The sequence below is a fragment of the Leifsonia tongyongensis genome, assembly GCF_010686705.1.
Lineage (GTDB): Bacteria > Actinomycetota > Actinomycetes > Actinomycetales > Microbacteriaceae > Diaminobutyricibacter > Diaminobutyricibacter tongyongensis.
Map to the genome: position 1 here is coordinate 641,312 of NZ_JAAGWY010000001.1, position 16,054 is coordinate 657,365.

The window sequence follows — 16,054 nt, forward strand, 5'->3', positions numbered from 1 at the left end:
ACACCGAGCAGTGTATCCGGATTGTGCGCGCCATCGCGCTGGTGTGGGATCGAGAGCATGACCACCATCACGTCCGTGGGCCGCGTCTCCGTCGGCGTCGGCCCCCTCACCATCGCGGACGTCGTCGCCGTCGCCCGCCACGACGCCCCCGTCGAACTCGACCTTGCCGCCCTGGACGCGGTCGAGGCATCCCGCGCCATCATCGAAGCCCTCGCCGACGACACCGAGCCGCACTACGGCATCTCGACCGGCTTCGGCGCGCTCGCCACCACGTTCATCCCCGCCGACCGCCGCGCCCAGCTCCAGGCCAGCCTCGTCCGGTCGCACGCCGCCGGCTCCGGTCCCGAGGTCGAACGCGAAGTCGTGCGCGCCCTCATGCTGCTCCGCCTCTCCACCCTGATGACCGGCCGCACCGGCGCGCGCCGCACCACGGTCGAGACGTACGCCGCCCTGCTCAACGCCGGCATCACCCCGATCGTGCGCGAGTACGGATCGCTCGGATGCTCCGGCGACCTCGCTCCTCTCGCGCACTGCGCCCTCGCGGCGATGGGCGAGGGCCAGGTTCGCGTGGCCGGCGAACTCGTCGACGCGGCCGACGCGCTCGCTGCTGCCGGCATCCAGCCCCTCCGCCTCGCCGAGAAGGAGGGCCTCGCCCTCATCAACGGCACCGACGGGATGCTCGGGATGCTCGCTCTCGCCGCCCACGACCTCGCAGCCCTCCTCACGACGGCCGACATCGCCGCCGCGATGAGCGTCGAAGCGCTCATGGGGACGGATGCCGTCTTCGCCGACGACCTGCAGCGCCTGCGTCCGCAGCACGGCCAGGCCCTCGCCGCCGCGAACTTCCGCGCGGTGCTCGCCGGCTCCCCCATCGTCGCCAGCCACAAGGGTCCCGAGTGCACCCGGGTGCAGGACGCCTACTCGTTGCGCTGCGCACCCCAGGTCCACGGGGCGGCTCGCGACACTCTGGGACACGCCGAACTCGTCGCTGAGCGCGAGCTCGCCTCCGCCGTGGACAATCCCGTGCTGACCCTCGACGGCCGCGTGGAGTCGAACGGCAACTTCCACGGTGCGCCTGTCGCCTACGTGCTCGACTTCCTGGCCATCGCGGCCGCTGATGTCGCCAGCATGTCGGAGCGCCGCACCGACCGCTTCCTCGACCCGGCGCGCAACCAGGGCCTCACGCCGTTCCTGGCGCACGAGGTGGGCGTCGACTCCGGCCTGATGATCGCCCAGTACACCGCCGCCGGCATCGTCTCCGAGCTGAAGCGCCTCGCCGCGCCCGCCTCGGTCGACTCGATCCCGTCGTCGGCGATGCAGGAGGACCACGTCTCGATGGGGTGGGCGGCCGCACGCAAACTGCGCCGCAGCCTCGACGGGCTCGGTCGCGTCCTCGCCATCGAGATCATGACGGCGGCCCGTGGAGCCGAGCTCCGTGCGCCCCTGCTTCCGGGTGCGGCGACCGGCGCCGTGCTCGCCGCCGTCCGCGAGGTCGCCGCCGGCCCCGGCCCCGACCGCTACCTCTCGCCCGAGATCGAAGCCGTCGTCGCGCTCGTGCAGGAGGGGCGCATCCTCGCCGCCGCCGAAGCCGTCACCGGCCCGCTGAACTGACCCACATCCCCCTTAAGAAGGAGCACACCATGTCGGGACCCCGTGAAGTCCGCGCGTCGCGCGGCACCACCCTGACCGCCAAGTCGTGGCAGACGGAGGGTCCCCTCCGCATGCTGATGAACAACCTCGACCCCGAGGTCGCCGAACGGCCCGACGATCTGGTCGTCTACGGCGGCACCGGCAAGGCGGCGCGCAACTGGGATGCGTACGACGCCATCGTGCGCACCCTCACGACGCTCGAAGCCGACGAGACCCTGCTCGTGCAGTCCGGCAAGCCGGTGGGCGTGTTCCGCACGCACGAGTGGGCGCCGCGGGTGCTCATCGCCAACTCGAACCTGGTGGGCGACTGGGCGACCTGGCCGGAGTTCCGCCGCCTCGAGGCGCTGGGGCTGACGATGTACGGGCAGATGACGGCCGGCTCGTGGATCTACATCGGCACCCAGGGCATCCTGCAGGGCACGTACGAGACGTTCGCCGCGATCGCCGCGAAGCGGTTCGGGGGCACGCTCGCCGGCACCCTCACCCTGACCGGCGGCGCCGGTGGGATGGGCGGGGCCCAGCCGCTCGCTGTGACCATGAACGAGGGCGTCGTGCTCATCGTCGACGTCGACGTCACGCGCCTGCAGCGCCGGGTCGACCACGGGTACCTGGATGAGCTCACCGACGACCTCGACGACGCGGTCGCCCGGGTGCTCGCTGCCAAGGAAGCGCGCCGCCCGCTCAGTGTCGGCTTCGTCGGCAACGCGGCGACCGTCTTCCCCGAGCTGCTCGCCCGCGGTGTCGCGATCGACATCGTCACCGACCAGACGAGCGCTCACGACCCGCTCAGTTACCTGCCCGAGGGGATCTCGGTCGCCGAATGGCACGACGTGGCCGCAGCCGACCCGGTGGACTTCACCCTGCGCGCCCGGGCCTCGATGGCGAAGCACGTGAAGGCCATGGTCGAGTTCCAGGATGCGGGGGCCGAGGTCTTCGACTACGGCAACTCGATCCGTGCCGAGGCGCAGCTCGGAGGGTACGAGCGGGCGTTCGAGTTCCCCGGGTTCGTGCCCGCCTACATCCGCCCGCTGTTCGCCGAAGGCAAGGGTCCGTTCCGGTGGGCCGCGCTCTCGGGCGACCCGGCCGACATCGCTGCGACGGACCGCGCGATCCTCGAACTGTTCCCCGAGGACGAGCACCTGCGCCGCTGGATCACCCAGGCCGGTGAGAAGGTGCACTTCGAAGGCCTGCCCGCTCGCATCTGCTGGCTCGGTTACAAGGAGCGTCACCTCGCCGGGCTCAAGTTCAATGAGATGGTCGCCAGCGGCGAGCTGAGCGCACCGGTCGTCATCGGGCGCGACCACCTCGACTCCGGCTCCGTCGCGTCGCCGTACCGCGAGACGGAGGCCATGGCGGACGGCTCGGATGCGATCGCCGACTGGCCGCTCCTCAATGCGCTGCTCAACACCGCATCCGGAGCGACCTGGGTGTCGATCCACCACGGCGGTGGCGTCGGCATCGGCCGGTCCATCCACGCCGGCCAGGTCGTCGTCGCCGACGGCACCCCGCTCGCCGCCGAGAAGATCGAACGCGTGCTCACCAACGACCCGGGTACAGGCGTCATGAGGCACGTCGACGCCGGCTACGAACGGGCGGCCGAGGTGGCGCGTGAGCGCGGTCTGCGCGTCCCCATGATGGAAGACTGAGCGGCGTGACCCGCGAACTCCTCACCGGCATCGGCCAGCTCGTCACGAACGATCCGGCAGACCCCGCTGCGACCGGCGTCGACCGGCTCGGTCTGGTGGCGGATGCCGCGGTGCTGATCGAGGAGGGCCGCGTCGCGTGGGTGGGGAACGCATCCGCCGCCCCCGCTGCCGCCCGTGCGGCCGAGGTCGTGACGGACCTCGGCGGGGCGACGGTCATCCCCGGGTTCGTGGACTCGCACAGCCACCTCGTGTTCGCGGGGGACCGGTCGGCCGAGTTCGAGGCGCGGATGTCCGGCACGCCGTACACCGCCGGCGGGATCCGCAGCACGGTGGCGGCGACCCGTGCGGCGAGCGATTCGGAGTTGCTGGCGAGGCTGCGGGGATTCATCCGCGAGCTGCACCGCCAGGGGACGACGACCGTCGAGATCAAGAGCGGGTACGGGCTGAGCGTGCACGACGAGGAGCGGCTGGTCGCTCTTGCTGCATCCGTGACCGACGAGGTGACCTTCCTCGGTGCGCACGTCGTCCCGACCGACTACGCCGCCGACCCCGACGCCTACGTCGACCTCGTCACCGGCCCCATGCTCGACGCGTGCGCACCGCACGCCCGCTGGATCGACGTTTTCTGCGAGACGGGCGCATTCACCGTGGAGCAATCGCGGCGCATCCTCGAGGCGGGCGCCGTGCGGGGACTCGGGCTGCGCGTGCACGCCAGCCAGCTCGGCCCCGGCGAAGGCGTGCAGCTCGCCGTGTCGCTCGGAGCGGCGAGCGTGGACCACTGCACCTACCTGACCGACGCCGACATCGCTGCGCTGGCCGGGTCATCCACGGTAACCACCCTGCTGCCGGGGGTCGAGTTCTCGACCCGCCAGCCGTACCCGGATGCGCGCCGCCTCATCGACGCGGGCGTCACCGTCGCGATCGCGTGCGACTGCAACCCCGGCTCGTCGTTCACCTCGTCGATGCCGTTCTGCATCGCCGTCGCCGTGCGCGACATGGGCATGACGCCTGCCGAAGCCCTCTGGTCGGCGACGGCCGGCGGGGCAGCGGCGCTGCGGCGGTCGGACATTGGCCGGGTCGCCGTCGGGGCGCGGGCGGACCTGGCCGCGCTGGCCGCGCCGTCGTATGTGCACCTCGCGTACCGGCCGGGCGTGCCGCTCGTCTCCGCGACCTGGAAGGACGGCGTGCGCGTCGCGTGACGCGCCTCCCTTCCCCCGCCGCCCCACCTTCCGCCGAGAGTCCCCGTTACCGCCGAGTGTCGGCGAGAGTCGCCCGTAGCGCCGAGTGTCACCGCTGTGCCGGGTCAACTCGGCTGGAGCGGCGACTCTCGACGAGTCGCAGCCGGGCGGCGCGGCGGTCAGCGGGCGCAGAGGCCGGCAGCGAACTCGAGCACGCAGAGGGCGGTGAGGCGCACAGTGCGGCCGTCCGGAGCATCCGCCGTGGCGTCGACCTCGGCCAGGTCGAGCGACCGCGCGGATGGATGCGCGCCCGCCGCGCGCGCCGCCTTGCGCAGCTCGTAAGCCGAGATTCCGCCGGGCACGGAGGCCGGGCATCCGGGAGCGACCGAGCGGTCGCAGACGTCGACGTCCAGGTCGACGTGGATGGGGCCGCCCGCGCTGCCGGCGAGCTCGAACGCCTCCGCCATCACGTCCTCGATCGGACGCCGGTGCAACTCGTCGCGGTGGATGACCGTGATGCCGAGGTCGCGGGCGCGCGCCGAGTACTCGGCAGAGTTCGCGAAATCGGCGATACCCACCTGGACGACCCGGTTCCCGTCCAGACCCGCCTCGATCAACCGGCGCACCGGTGACCCATTGCTGACACCGTCGCGCAGGTCGTGGTGCGCGTCGAGGGTGACGAGGCCGGCGGTGGAACGGTCGGCTCCCCACGCGCCGAGGGAGGCGGGGACCGTGAGGGCATTGTCGCCGCCGAGCGCGACGACCGCCGTCGAGCGGGCCGCTGCATCCGCCATCGCAGCGATCGCGCGGGCTTCGCCCTCGGGCCCGTCCGGCTCGGTGACGTCGCCCGCATCCACGATCGCGAGGTCTGCAAGGTTACGGGATGCCCCTTCAGTTCCGGGGCGGCCGCCCAGTCCACCGCGCTCTCGGCCGGTCCGATCGGCGCCACGGTCAGGCGTCACGTAGGCGCTGTAATAGCGGAGCGCGGCCCGGACCGCTGCAGGGGTCTCGCCTGCGCCCGTCTGCGAGAGCGAGGTACGCCAGGTCGGGATGCCGAGCAGCGCCAGGTCGAAACGCGCGTCTGCGGGGAATGCGCCCGGCGCCGGCCAGTCGCCGGTTCGCGGCCACAGCGGGTCGACGGAGAGCGCACGCGGAGTCACGCTGTCGAAGCTATCAAGGCCGATGCCCGACGGGAACACCCGCCGCGGCGCGCCTGTCTGGGATGACGGACGCGGACACCTTCTCCCTCAGCTCACGCCGCGCACTCCCGCGCGAACAGCCATCCAAACGCGCCCGCCCCAATCAGGCAGAGGGCGCACATCGTCCAGAGGAGCCTGCCCCCGTCCCGCGCGAGAGCGAGCCACGCACACACCGACGCCCCGGTGAGCGCCACAGCACCGCCGGAGACGAATTGCCTTGGGGTCCAGCCCGGTGATCCCGACTCGGGCAATCGCGGCCACACCCGAATCAGGACCGCGGCGTGCGGACCGACGAACAGTGAGATCACGAACCAGTTCATACCCGATCGGTTCATCCCTCGAGCCCATCGAGCGTTCAGCAAAGCCAGCACGAGCCAGTACCAACCGAAGTCTTCCATCGAACTCTTCCCTATAGTGCGTTTGTACCCCGGGTATTAATACCTGATACCGTATCGGAAGCTCATCGAAGCCCGAAGCCCGGACTGATCGCTCGGTGCGCTCGGACTCGCCTATCGCACCGAGCGTCGGGGATCAAAGAGAGGCCGAAAACATGACATTCACCGCGAAGTTTCACACGCAGATCGCCCTGACCGCAGCGCTTTGCAGCGCCGTCGCGGCGCTGCTGACTGGATGCACGCACGAACCGGAGAGCGCCCGGCAAACCTCAAGCGGATCCATACGACTCGAGTCGCCACCGCCAGGCACTCGGTCCACGCAGCCTCTGACGCCGTCGAGCAACGTTGATTCGAACGTTCTCGATGACGCCCGGGACCTCGCCGTCCAGGCGTGCGGAGTGCTCCAGCAATCCGGGATGGAGGACGGGAAGCTACCCGAGGCCTACGTGCGAGCCGGGGCGCTTGCCGATCAAGCAGGCGCTGGTGACCCGATGTGGCAATACCTGGCCACCCATGTCCGAACCTCGCAAGCGTCCTTCATCAAGGCAGGGTTGAGCGACTCGCAAGACGACTTCGAGCGGGATCAGCGGGACGCCGTGATACTGCACAAGGACTGCGTCGCGCTCGGCATTCCGCTTCTAGACGAGCATGGCGCCGGCTCGAACGAAGGGCGATGACGCCAGGTGCGAGCCGTCGCTCGTGCGCTCTGGACCGCGGTCGGGTCAACGCTTGTCGCCGGCCTTCTCTTTCAACTTTCAGAGCAGGTGCCCGCACACGCCGCAACAACGTGTGCGGATTCAGCCTGTGCCGACATTCCCGCCGGGAGAAGAGAAGTCGCGCAACTCCTGATGACCTACACGAATGGGACTCCCGGTCGGCCGAAACTCACCGGCGGCTATTCCGGAATCATTCCGACGATCAGTGGAATCGCAAGTGGCTCAATCGGACCGGGAGCCCGTTGTGATGTCGACGTACGCTCCCTCCAAGTTGTCGCAATCGTGGCGAAGAAGTACGGATCTGTCCAGCTCAACGATCTCAATCGCAATTGTGCCGGCGATCCGGGGGCAACGTGCGATGGAAGAACGATTGACATCAGTCCAGTCCACTGCGTCGAGCGACTGTCACCGCCGCAAGGCATCGACTTCGGCACAATTGGGGGCCTCGGCTCACCGTCACCCGCTTACTCGAAGGCCCTCCTCTCCTTTCTATCAGGCGTTATCCCGGCCGGCTCCCGCGCTGAAAAGAACTGTGAAGATGGCAGCTTCTCCAACTTTGAGCGGTTCTCTGCCACGGGTTGTCATCACCAGCACGTCGATTTCCTTCGCTCGGGCGGCGCGAAACTGAACATCCCCACCTCATCGTCGTCAGCCGGCACCGACTTGTGCCCGTCGACGCCGGGGTTCTCGCTCTTCTCGGGTTGTCCGCTGCCGCGCTCGGCGAACAGCACTGACTTCAATCACGACAGACGAGCGGATGTGTTCTTTGCCAACCCCAACGGGCAATGGTGGGTGTCCGACAGTGGCAACTCCAAATGGCGCATCTCTGCGAGCACCGGTGTGCCGATCGACTACTTGCAGTTCGCCGATTTCAACGGAGACGGCACGGACGACGTATTCTGGCCGAACCCGAACGGACAGTGGTGGGTCTCCTACGGCGGCAACACCAAATGGCAGATCCTCGCCAGCGCGGGAGTTCCCGGTGAGCAGCTTCAGCTCGGCGATTTCAATGGTGACGGGAAGGCAGACGTGTTCTACGCTCACCCGAACGGCCATTGGTGGGTGTCCTACGGCGGCAACAGCAAGTGGGCGATAACAGCGACCGCCGTCGTCCCAGCGGGGAAGCTCCGGATCGCGGACTTCAACGGCGACGGCAAGGACGACGTATTCTGGGCCAACCCGAACGGCCAATGGTGGGTGTCCTACGGCGGCAACAGTAAATGGCAGGTCATGGCCAGTGCAGGCGTCCCGGTCGAGCAGTTGAGGTTCGGCGATTTCAACGGTGACGGCAAGGCCGATGTGCTCTGGACCAACCCGAACGGACAGTGGTGGGTCTCCTACGGGGGCAACACCAAATGGATCATCACCGCAACAGCAGGCGTTCCGGGTGAGCAACTCCAGGTCGCGGATCTCAACGGCGACGGCAAGGCGGACGTGTTCTGGGCCAACCCCAACGGGCAATGGTGGGTCTCCTACGGCGGCAACAGCCAATGGGTCATCACCGCGGCAGCGGGCGTTCCCTCCAGCCAACTCGCCACACGATAGCCGGAATCGCGACCCTCACGGATCGTGCCGCGGCTCGTGACTCACCAGCCCGACGGTGTTGCCTTCGCTGTCGCGGATGAACCCCATCCACTCGTCCGTGCCGGCCGGCCCCAGGGTGTCATCGGTGTGGGTGAAGATGACGTGAGGTTCGCCGATAATCTCAACCGCATCCGCCCGCAACTCCTCGATTCGGGCGCGCACGTCGTCGACCTGCAGGTAGACAAGAGCCGAGGGCGCCGCCTCCTCGAGCAGCAAACGCCCGATCCCGATGTTGAAGAACAGCAGCCCGGGAGAATCGAACCGCGCCGCCGGCGGGCCACCGAGAAGGCGCTCGTAGAACTCAGCAGCGCGGTCGAGGTCATCCGCATGCTGTGCGACCTGGAGGATTTCCATCGGTGATCCGCCTTCCCGGGAGTCACCCCAGTATTCAGCGGAAAGGCCGCCCGCGCCAGAGCGGCGAGGCGGCCTTCGCGAGAACGCACGTGATCCGTTATGACTGTGCGGGCTCAGGCACTTCGTCGTCAGGCGTTCCCTGTTGCATCTGGGGTGCCTTCTCCCAATCGGGCTCGACATGCTCGCCCGCCGCTACCTTCGCAGCACGCCGCGCGACCCGCCGCTCCCGCGCGCCCTCCACCAGGTTGTACAAGGTGGGCAGCACGACCAGCGTGAGCAGCGTCGACGAGACGAGACCGCCGATCACGACGATCGCGAGCGGCTGCGAGATGAACCCGCCGTGACCGGTGAGGCCGATCGCCATCGGGAGCAGCGCGAAGATCGTCGCGAGCGCCGTCATCAGGATGGGGCGCAGACGACGCGACGCCCCGTGCAGCACGGCGTCGGGCACCGACCGACCCCGGCGCCGGTACTGGTTGACCAGGTCGACGAGCACGATCGCGTTGGTGACGACGATTCCGATGAGCATCAGCACACCGATGAGCGACGCGACACCGAGCGGGATGCCCGAGATGATCTGCAGGATGATCGCACCGGTGGCCGCGAACGGCACCGAGACGAGCAGCAGCAGCGGCTGGCGCAGCGAGCGGAAGGTCGCGACCATGACGATGTAGACGATCAGGATGGCCGCGAGCAGCGCGATCCCGAGCTGCGAGAAGGCGTCCGACTGGCTCGCCGTCACACCGCCGATCTTCGCGGTCGCGCCGGACGGCAGGTCGGTGTCCTTGAGTGCCTTCTGCACGTCGGCGTTGGCGGTCGACAGGTTGTCGGTCCCGGGCGTGGCGGTGATGGTCGCACTCCGGAGTCCGCGTTCCGTGGTGACGGTCGCGGGCCCGTTGGTCTGCGCGACGGAGGCGAGCGTGTCGAGCGCGACCGGACCCGCCGCTGTCGGGACCTTCAGTGCCGAAAGCGCGGCGACCGTCGTCGGCGGGTTGTCGCTCTGGATGTAGATCTTCAGCGTCGAGTTGTCGATCGCTACCGAACCGACCGTGGTCGGCTGCATGGCCTGCGAGACGACAGTGCCGACGGCGACCTCACTGAGCCCGGCCTGTGCGGCCTTGATGCGGTCCACCTTGACGGCGACGTACGGGAGCGACGCACTGAGGTTGTCGGACGTCTGCTTGATCGAGTCGAGCTTCTTCAGTGAGGCGACGATCGCATCCGTCGAGGTCTGGAGGTCCTCGTTCGTCGACGCGGTGATGTCGATCTCGATGTCGGTGGATGCGCCGAAACCACTCGACGACGAGACCGTGATGTCGCCCTGGCCGCTGATCTTCGACAGCTCGGACTCGACTGTGCTCTTCAGGGCTTCCTGGTCGGCGTTCGGGTCGGTGGTCACCGAGAACGTGATGCTGCCGCCGCCGCCGGAGAAGGCATCACGCAGGGCGCTTCCGGTCGAGCCGATGGACAGCTGCACCGTCTTGATGCCCTTGGTGTCGAGGAGTTTCTGCTCGACGACCTTCGCCGCAGCATCCTGCGCCTCCAGGCTCGTGCCCGGCGGGAGTGTCTGCGAGATCGTCAGCGTGTTCTGCCCGGTCGACCCGAGGAAGTTCGTCTTCATCAGCGGGGTGAGCAGGATGGTCCCGATGAGGATCACCAGCGCGATGGCGATGGTCGTCTTCGAGTACCTGAGGGTCCAGCGGATGATCGGCAGGTAGCCCTTCTGCAGGCGCGACGGATGCTCGAGCTCGTCTTCGCCGGGGGCACCGCCCTCATCCTCCGAGAGCACGACGATCTCATGCTTGCTCCCCTTCGGCGGACGCAGGAACCAGTACGCGAGCACGGGGACGATCGTCAGGGCAACCAGCAGCGACGACAGGAGAGCGATCGTCACCGTGAGGGCGAACGGCCTGAAGAGCTCGCCCGTGACATCGCCGACGAAGGCGATCGGCAGGAACACGGCGACGGTGGTGATCGTGGATGCGGTGATCGCGCCCGCGACCTCCCGCACGGCCCGCACGATGGTCGCCGCACGGTCGGCGCCGTGCACCATCTGCCGCTTGATGTTCTCGATGACGACGATCGAGTCGTCGACGACGCGCCCGATCGCGATGGTCAACGCGCCCAGCGTGATGATGTTGAGCGTGTAGCCGGTCGCCTGCAACCCGATGAACGTGATGAGCACGCTGGTGGGGATCGAGATGGCGGTGACGAGTGTCGCCCGCACGGAGAGCAGGAAGACGAGGATCACGAGCACCGCGAAGAAGAGGCCGAGCAGGCCCTCTTCGGTGAGCGAGTTGATCGACTGCTCGATGAACGGCGCCTGGTCGAACACGACGGTGATCTTCGCGTTGGAGCCCAGTTTCGCCTCGAGGTCGGAGACGATCGCGTTGACGCCTTTCGACACTTCTACGGTGTTCGCGGACGGCAGTTTCGTCACGGCGATCGTCAGCGCCGGCTTGCCGTCGACACGCGAGATGGATGTTGTGGGGTCGTCCGTGATGGCGACGGTCGAGACGTCGCCGATCGTTTTGGGCGCGGTCGGCGTCGCGGCCTGCTGCGCGGCGGCGGCCTGCGCGGCGGCGGCTCCGGCCGCGCCTGTCTGGCCGGTCGCCCCGGTCGCGCCGGCTGCCCCGGCTGCCCCCACTGCGCGCGACGGAATGAGGGGGAGCGAGGCGATGTCGTTCACAGAGCCGAGCTGGGTTCCGGTCTGCACGGAGAGCGTCTTGCCGTTCTCGGTGATCGCGCCGGCAGGGACGAGCACGCCGTTCTGCTGCAGCGCATCCTTGATCGCCTGTGACGTGAGCCCGGCCGAGGCGAGCTTCGCGCTGTCCGGAGTGATCGTGACACGCTGCCCGACCTCACCGATGAGCTGAGCGTCGTTGACGCCCGTGACGTCCTTGATGTCGGGGATGGCGAGCTTCGTGATGTTCGCGCCGAGAGTCTTCTGGTCTTCGTCGCTGGTGACGGCGAGCTGGATGACCGGGAGGTCGTCGAAACTCCCGGAGAGCACCTGCGGGTCGACGCCGTCCGGGAGGGTGGACTTGATCCGGTTGATGGCCTGGTCGATCTTCTGCTCGGCAGTGGCGAGGTTGGTGCCGTAGGTGAACTTCGCGGTGATCAGCGAGCGGTTGGTGCTGCTGACCGCCGAGGTGCTCTGCAGGTCGGGTACGCCCTGGATCGCTGTCTCGATCGGGGTGCTGACATCGTTGTTGACGACTTCGGGGGATGCGCCGGGGTAGCTGGTCACGATGGCCAGCTGCGGGAACTGGATGGACGGCGCCAGCTCCTGCTTGAGGCTCGTCAGCGCGAGCCCTCCGAAGATGGCGACGACGACCGTGACGAGTGCGATGAGCGCACGGTTCTTCATGCTCAGGACAGCGAGAAAATGCACGGGAGTTCCCTTGGCGGAATGTGGGTACAGGGGTGCCGCCTGCCCGGCGGCGGAGCCGCCTGCTGTGGCGCTCGGGGCCAGTATCTCATTGCACCCTGTGCAAAAACATCAGACCCTGGTCCCATCCCCGCCCATCCCCACCCATCCCCACCCCGCGCCCCCACCCGCCCCCATCCCGTCCGTCCCGCCAGCCGACCCACGACTTGGCAGTTGTGGTCGTTCCCCGCGATTCATAACCACCGCAAGTGCCAAGTCGTCATGTCCGGCTCCATCCCTGACGCGCCAGCAGAGCCCGCACCGTGGCGAGGAGTTGCGGCTCGTCCGCGAGATCGGCCGCGCCGACTCGAAGCACCTCCTCACCGAGCACTTGCAGTCGCGCAGTCCTCCCGAAGTCGCGACGCCATTGTTCGCGATCGGTTCGATGCCCATCGCCCTCATACTCGACAACCAGCCGGTACTCGGGAAATCTCAGGTCCGGCCGGGCGACGAATCGCCCCGAAGCATCGCGAAGCTCGACGTTCACGTCCAGGCCAGGGAGTCCAGCCTCGACGAACATCGTTCTCAGCAGCGATTCCTGAGGCGACTCCGACCTTTCGTTCAGGAGAGCCAACGCCGCCGAAAGTTTTGCGACTCCTCGGCCCCTTCGTCGTCGCGTGACGGACTCGCGTAGTTTCCCGCGAGAAGTCAGCGGTCTGGTTCGAGCGATCAGGAAGTCGCCGAGTGCGACGAGCTCGCGAACGGACAGCACTGGAGCGAGGTCGCACCACGTGCGTTCCGGCGTAGTGACTGGCAGACCACGAACCACCGTGATCTCGGACTCGCAAAGGTCGAGCTGGTGTCCGGTTATGCCATCGACTCGGGGTGCTCTCCGCGGTGGCGTGACAGCGACATGCAGCGCGCGTTCCCGCTCAACGCGAACGGGGGCCGGCATGCCCAGTAAGAGGGCGGCGGTGCCGTGACTGAATACCGATCCGGCCGGCATGATCCCGAGATAGGCCGCGCAGCGATTCAGGAGAGTCGGTTCGATGAGTCGGGGAGTTCGCACGCCTCGAAAGGGCGCCGTGAGATCGGAGCTTCGAAGGCGCGCACGTCCGACTCCGGCCCGGTTCGCTTCGGCGACCAGGAATGGAAGATCACGAAAGCGCGGGTGCAGGGGTCCAGGCAAGCGCATCCCTCGACCTTGCCCGATTTCCTCCTGGAGTGTCGCCGTCTCTCCACAGGATCGCCGCCCGGTCGTCCGCCGCTCGACTACGACTTGGCACTCGTGGCTGTTTTCAGGAGGCGAGAACAACCCCTACTGCCAAGTCAGCGCCAGGAAAGGAGGGAGGGGAGGGGGCGAGGGGGGCGAGGAAGGGGGGCGAGGCGGGCGGCAGCCCGCGGGGGTCAGACGACGTCGGCGAGGTAGCCGGTGTCGGGGATGGGGTGGCGGAGGACGGCGGCCCAGGCGGCGGCGAGCGCGTCGAACGCGCGAGCCGTCTCGCCGGCCGAATACGTGATCGGGATGCGCAGGAAGCGCTCGAACGCCCCGTCGAAGCCGAACCGCGGCCCTGCGGTGATGGACAGCCCGTTGTTGCGAGCGCCCAGCGCGAGCTGGGAGCTGATCGGCGCGCCGATACCCACCCAGGCGGCGAGGCCGCCGTCGACCGCGGGCATCGTCCATTCGGGGAAGCGCTCGGACACGAGCATCCGCACGTCTTCCCGGCCGGCGCGCAGCTGCCCGCGCCGCTCTTCCATGATCGAGCCCATGTCGGGCAGCATCCGCGCCACGACGAGCTGTTCGATGATGGGCGTGCCGAGGTCGTTGGCCGGCTTCGCGGCGATCAGCCGGCGGATCGTCGCGCGCTCGGCACGGATCCATCCGATCCGCAGGCCGCCCCACAGGCTTTTACTCGCCGATCCGATGTGGATGACCGGCGCATCCCCCGCCCGGCCCTGGCCGTACATCCCGAGCGGGCCGAAGGTCTCCGCCCGGTCGATGTCGAGGTCGGCGGTGGTCTCGTCGGCGACCACGATCATCCCGTGGCCGGCCGCGGCGGCCAGGAGCCGCTCACGCGTCGTCACCGACATGGATGCGCCGGTCGGGTTGTGGAAATCCGGGATCACGTACGCGAGGGTCGGATTGGAGCGCGCGATGGCCTGTTCGATGGCGTCGGGATCCCAGCCGTCGTCGCCGCTGCCGCGTGCGCCGACCGAGCCGCGGCCGCCTGCCGAACCACTCCCGCCGACCACGCCGGCCGAACCGCTCGCGTCATCCCCCCGCATCCCCCGCATCGCTCGCACGCCTCGAGCGGCGCCGTCGGCCGGCACGACGGTGACGGGCACCAGCCTCGCCCCCGCCGACCGCAGCGCTTCGTACGCGTGGGGATAGGTCGGCATCTCGATGAGCGCGCGATCACCGCGGCTGAGGAGGGTCCGCGCGATGAGCGCGATCGCCTGCTGCGCGCCGACGGTGACAAGGATCTGGTCAGCGTCGGTGGGGAGGCCGCGCATCCGGTAGCGTTCGGCGATCGTCTCGCGCAGGTGCGGCAGCCCGACCGGGTCGTAGCCCGAGTCGGCGAGGAAGTGGGGCAGCTCTTCGGCCGCCGCGCGCGCGGCCGCGGCCAGTGTCGTCGCGGCGGGCAGCGCCGCCTTGCTGAAGTCGAGGAGTCCTTCGGCTTGCGCGGGCGCCGGGACGAGCACGGGCCCCGGCAGCCGCGTGAGTGTCCCCGACCCGCGGAGGCTGGCCACGAATCCGGCGTCGCGGAGCTCACGGTATGCCGCGCTCACGGTCGTCCGACTGAGTTCGAGGCGTGCTGCGAGGTCGCGCTCGGCCGGCAGGCGCGTGTCGATCGGGATGCGTCCGTCGAGGACGAGCAGGCGGATGCGGTCGGCCAGCGCCTGGTAGTGCGCTCCGGTCCCCCGCCATTCGCCGAGGAGCGGTTCGAGGGCGCGTGCGCTGAGCTGAGCATCCGGCATAAAGGCCACCTTAAGCGAATTGGCCTCTTGATCAAAGTCCAATTGTGAAATTGGATGGAAGTGTGAATTCCCGACTCCTGCTGACGCGACGCCTCACCCAGCTGCTCATCGGCCTGTTCGCCTACGGAATCGCGATCAGCATGATGGTCCGCGCCGGCATCGGAGTATCCCCGTGGGACGTGCTCGCCCAGGGGCTCTCGCTCAAGACGGGCATCCCGTTCGGGCTCATCACCAACATCGTCGGCCTGGTGGTGCTGCTGTTCTGGATCCCGCTCAGGCAGCGCCCCGGCCTCGGCACCGTGCTGAACGTGCTCCTCATCGGGCCCGCAGCGCAGCTCGGGCTCTGGCTGATCCCGCAGCAGACCGAGCTGTGGGCGGAGGTCGCCCTCTTCACCGGCGGCCTCCTGCTGCTCGCCGTCGCGACCGGCCTGTACATCGGTCCGCGGATGGGCCCCGGCCCGCGCGACGGCCTGATGACCGGCCTGCACGCCCGCACGGGCTGGCCGATCTGGTCGGTGCGAACGGGCATCGAGGTCACCGTGCTGATCATCGGGTGGATCCTCGGCGGCAACCTGGGCGTCGGCACACTGGCATTCGCCCTGCTCATCGGCCCGCTGTGCAGTCTGACCCTCCCGCTGTTCGCCATCCGGCTTCCCGAGGCGGCGAAGGCGAGTTCCGAAGAACGTGAACTCGAGGGCTCAGCCGAGCAGGCGACCCAGTACGACCTGCGCGAGGGCATCTTCATCGAGTCCGACGCCGCATCGCACGACAGGGTCATGCGCCGGGCGACGAGTTCGACGATCGGTGCGAACGGCCCCGACCGCGCGCGGCCGGTCCGGCGGGCGGATGCGCGCACCATCGCCGCCTACTGGCTCGACGATCGCCTGTTCGGGTCGGCACGCAGAGGACGCCCGGCTCCCGCGCCGCACCACTAGCGACCGCCCCACTGAACGCCGACCGGCGGGAGGGTCTGCAGCCCCTCG

Annotated in this window: 11 protein-coding genes; 6 read left to right on the plus strand and 5 right to left on the minus strand. The window is 68.7% G+C overall.

Annotated features, from left to right (window positions below; genetic code table 11):
* The first annotated feature begins 57 nt into the window (after positions 1 to 57).
* From hutH to hutI, 3 genes are read left to right on the plus strand one after another with little or no spacing between them, the layout of a single operon-like run.
* Complete coding sequence (gene hutH / locus G3T36_RS03035) at positions 58 to 1,611, plus strand: histidine ammonia-lyase (protein ID WP_163287927.1); 1,554 nt, start codon at positions 58 to 60, stop codon at positions 1,609 to 1,611.
* 29 nt (positions 1,612 to 1,640) lie between these two features.
* Positions 1,641 to 3,296: a urocanate hydratase gene (hutU, locus tag G3T36_RS03040; RefSeq protein ID WP_163287928.1), complete on the plus strand. Its 1,656-nt coding sequence runs from the start codon at positions 1,641 to 1,643 to the stop codon at positions 3,294 to 3,296.
* 5 nt (positions 3,297 to 3,301) lie between these two features.
* Positions 3,302 to 4,495: an imidazolonepropionase gene (gene hutI, locus G3T36_RS03045; protein ID WP_163287929.1), complete on the plus strand. Its 1,194-nt coding sequence runs from the start codon at positions 3,302 to 3,304 to the stop codon at positions 4,493 to 4,495.
* Positions 4,496 to 4,653: 158 nt separating this feature from the next.
* On the opposite strand, the gene G3T36_RS03050 is transcribed toward hutI, so the two are convergent.
* A complete protein-coding gene (locus G3T36_RS03050) occupies positions 4,654 to 5,634 on the minus strand; it encodes an arginase family protein (RefSeq protein WP_163287930.1) in 981 nt (326 codons plus the stop codon).
* 589 nt (positions 5,635 to 6,223) lie between these two features.
* On the opposite strand from G3T36_RS03050, the gene G3T36_RS03055 reads away from it, so the two are divergent.
* Both G3T36_RS03055 and G3T36_RS03060 read left to right on the plus strand, forming a co-directional pair.
* On the plus strand, positions 6,224 to 6,745 hold the full coding sequence (locus tag G3T36_RS03055) for a hypothetical protein (protein ID WP_163287931.1): 522 nt from the start codon (positions 6,224 to 6,226) through the stop codon (positions 6,743 to 6,745).
* A 321-nt stretch (positions 6,746 to 7,066) separates the two neighbouring features.
* Positions 7,067 to 8,329, plus strand: a complete 1,263-nt coding sequence (locus G3T36_RS03060) for an FG-GAP-like repeat-containing protein (RefSeq protein ID WP_163287932.1) — start codon at positions 7,067 to 7,069, stop codon at positions 8,327 to 8,329.
* A 15-nt stretch (positions 8,330 to 8,344) separates the two neighbouring features.
* Here the strand turns inward: G3T36_RS03060 and G3T36_RS03065 are convergent, their stop codons facing one another.
* The 4 genes from G3T36_RS03065 to G3T36_RS03080 all read right to left on the minus strand — a co-directional run bounded on the left by G3T36_RS03065 (position 8,345) and on the right by G3T36_RS03080 (position 15,071).
* Complete coding sequence (locus tag G3T36_RS03065; protein WP_163287933.1) at positions 8,345 to 8,722, minus strand: VOC family protein; 378 nt, start codon at positions 8,720 to 8,722, stop codon at positions 8,345 to 8,347.
* A gap of 97 nt (positions 8,723 to 8,819) precedes the next feature.
* A complete protein-coding gene (locus G3T36_RS03070; protein ID WP_163287934.1) occupies positions 8,820 to 12,116 on the minus strand; it encodes an efflux RND transporter permease subunit in 3,297 nt (1,098 codons plus the stop codon).
* Positions 12,117 to 12,372: 256 nt separating this feature from the next.
* A complete protein-coding gene (locus G3T36_RS03075; RefSeq protein WP_205244995.1) occupies positions 12,373 to 12,672 on the minus strand; it encodes a PDDEXK family nuclease in 300 nt (99 codons plus the stop codon).
* An 827-nt stretch (positions 12,673 to 13,499) separates the two neighbouring features.
* The gene (locus G3T36_RS03080) at positions 13,500 to 15,071 is read right to left on the minus strand and encodes an aminotransferase-like domain-containing protein (RefSeq protein WP_163287936.1); all 1,572 of its coding nucleotides are present in this window, start codon (positions 15,069 to 15,071) and stop codon (positions 13,500 to 13,502) included.
* 62 nt (positions 15,072 to 15,133) lie between these two features.
* On the opposite strand from G3T36_RS03080, the gene yczE reads away from it, so the two are divergent.
* The gene (gene yczE, locus G3T36_RS20080) at positions 15,134 to 16,006 is read left to right on the plus strand and encodes a membrane protein YczE (RefSeq protein WP_163287937.1); all 873 of its coding nucleotides are present in this window, start codon (positions 15,134 to 15,136) and stop codon (positions 16,004 to 16,006) included.
* The last annotated feature ends 48 nt before the right edge of the window (positions 16,007 to 16,054 follow it).

Excerpts from the sequence above, each read along its gene's own strand:
- G3T36_RS03055 (WP_163287931.1), top strand. The coding sequence starts at position 6,224 with ATGACATTCACCGCGAAGTTTCACACGCAGATCGCCCTGACCGCAGCG.
- hutH (WP_163287927.1), top strand. The coding sequence starts at position 58 with ATGACCACCATCACGTCCGTGGGCCGCGTCTCCGTCGGCGTCGGCCCC.
- G3T36_RS03080 (WP_163287936.1), bottom strand. The coding sequence starts at position 15,071 with ATGCCGGATGCTCAGCTCAGCGCACGCGCCCTCGAACCGCTCCTCGGC.
- G3T36_RS03065 (WP_163287933.1), bottom strand. The coding sequence starts at position 8,722 with ATGGAAATCCTCCAGGTCGCACAGCATGCGGATGACCTCGACCGCGCT.
- hutU (WP_163287928.1), top strand. The coding sequence starts at position 1,641 with ATGTCGGGACCCCGTGAAGTCCGCGCGTCGCGCGGCACCACCCTGACC.
- G3T36_RS03075 (WP_205244995.1), bottom strand. The coding sequence starts at position 12,672 with ATGTTCGTCGAGGCTGGACTCCCTGGCCTGGACGTGAACGTCGAGCTT.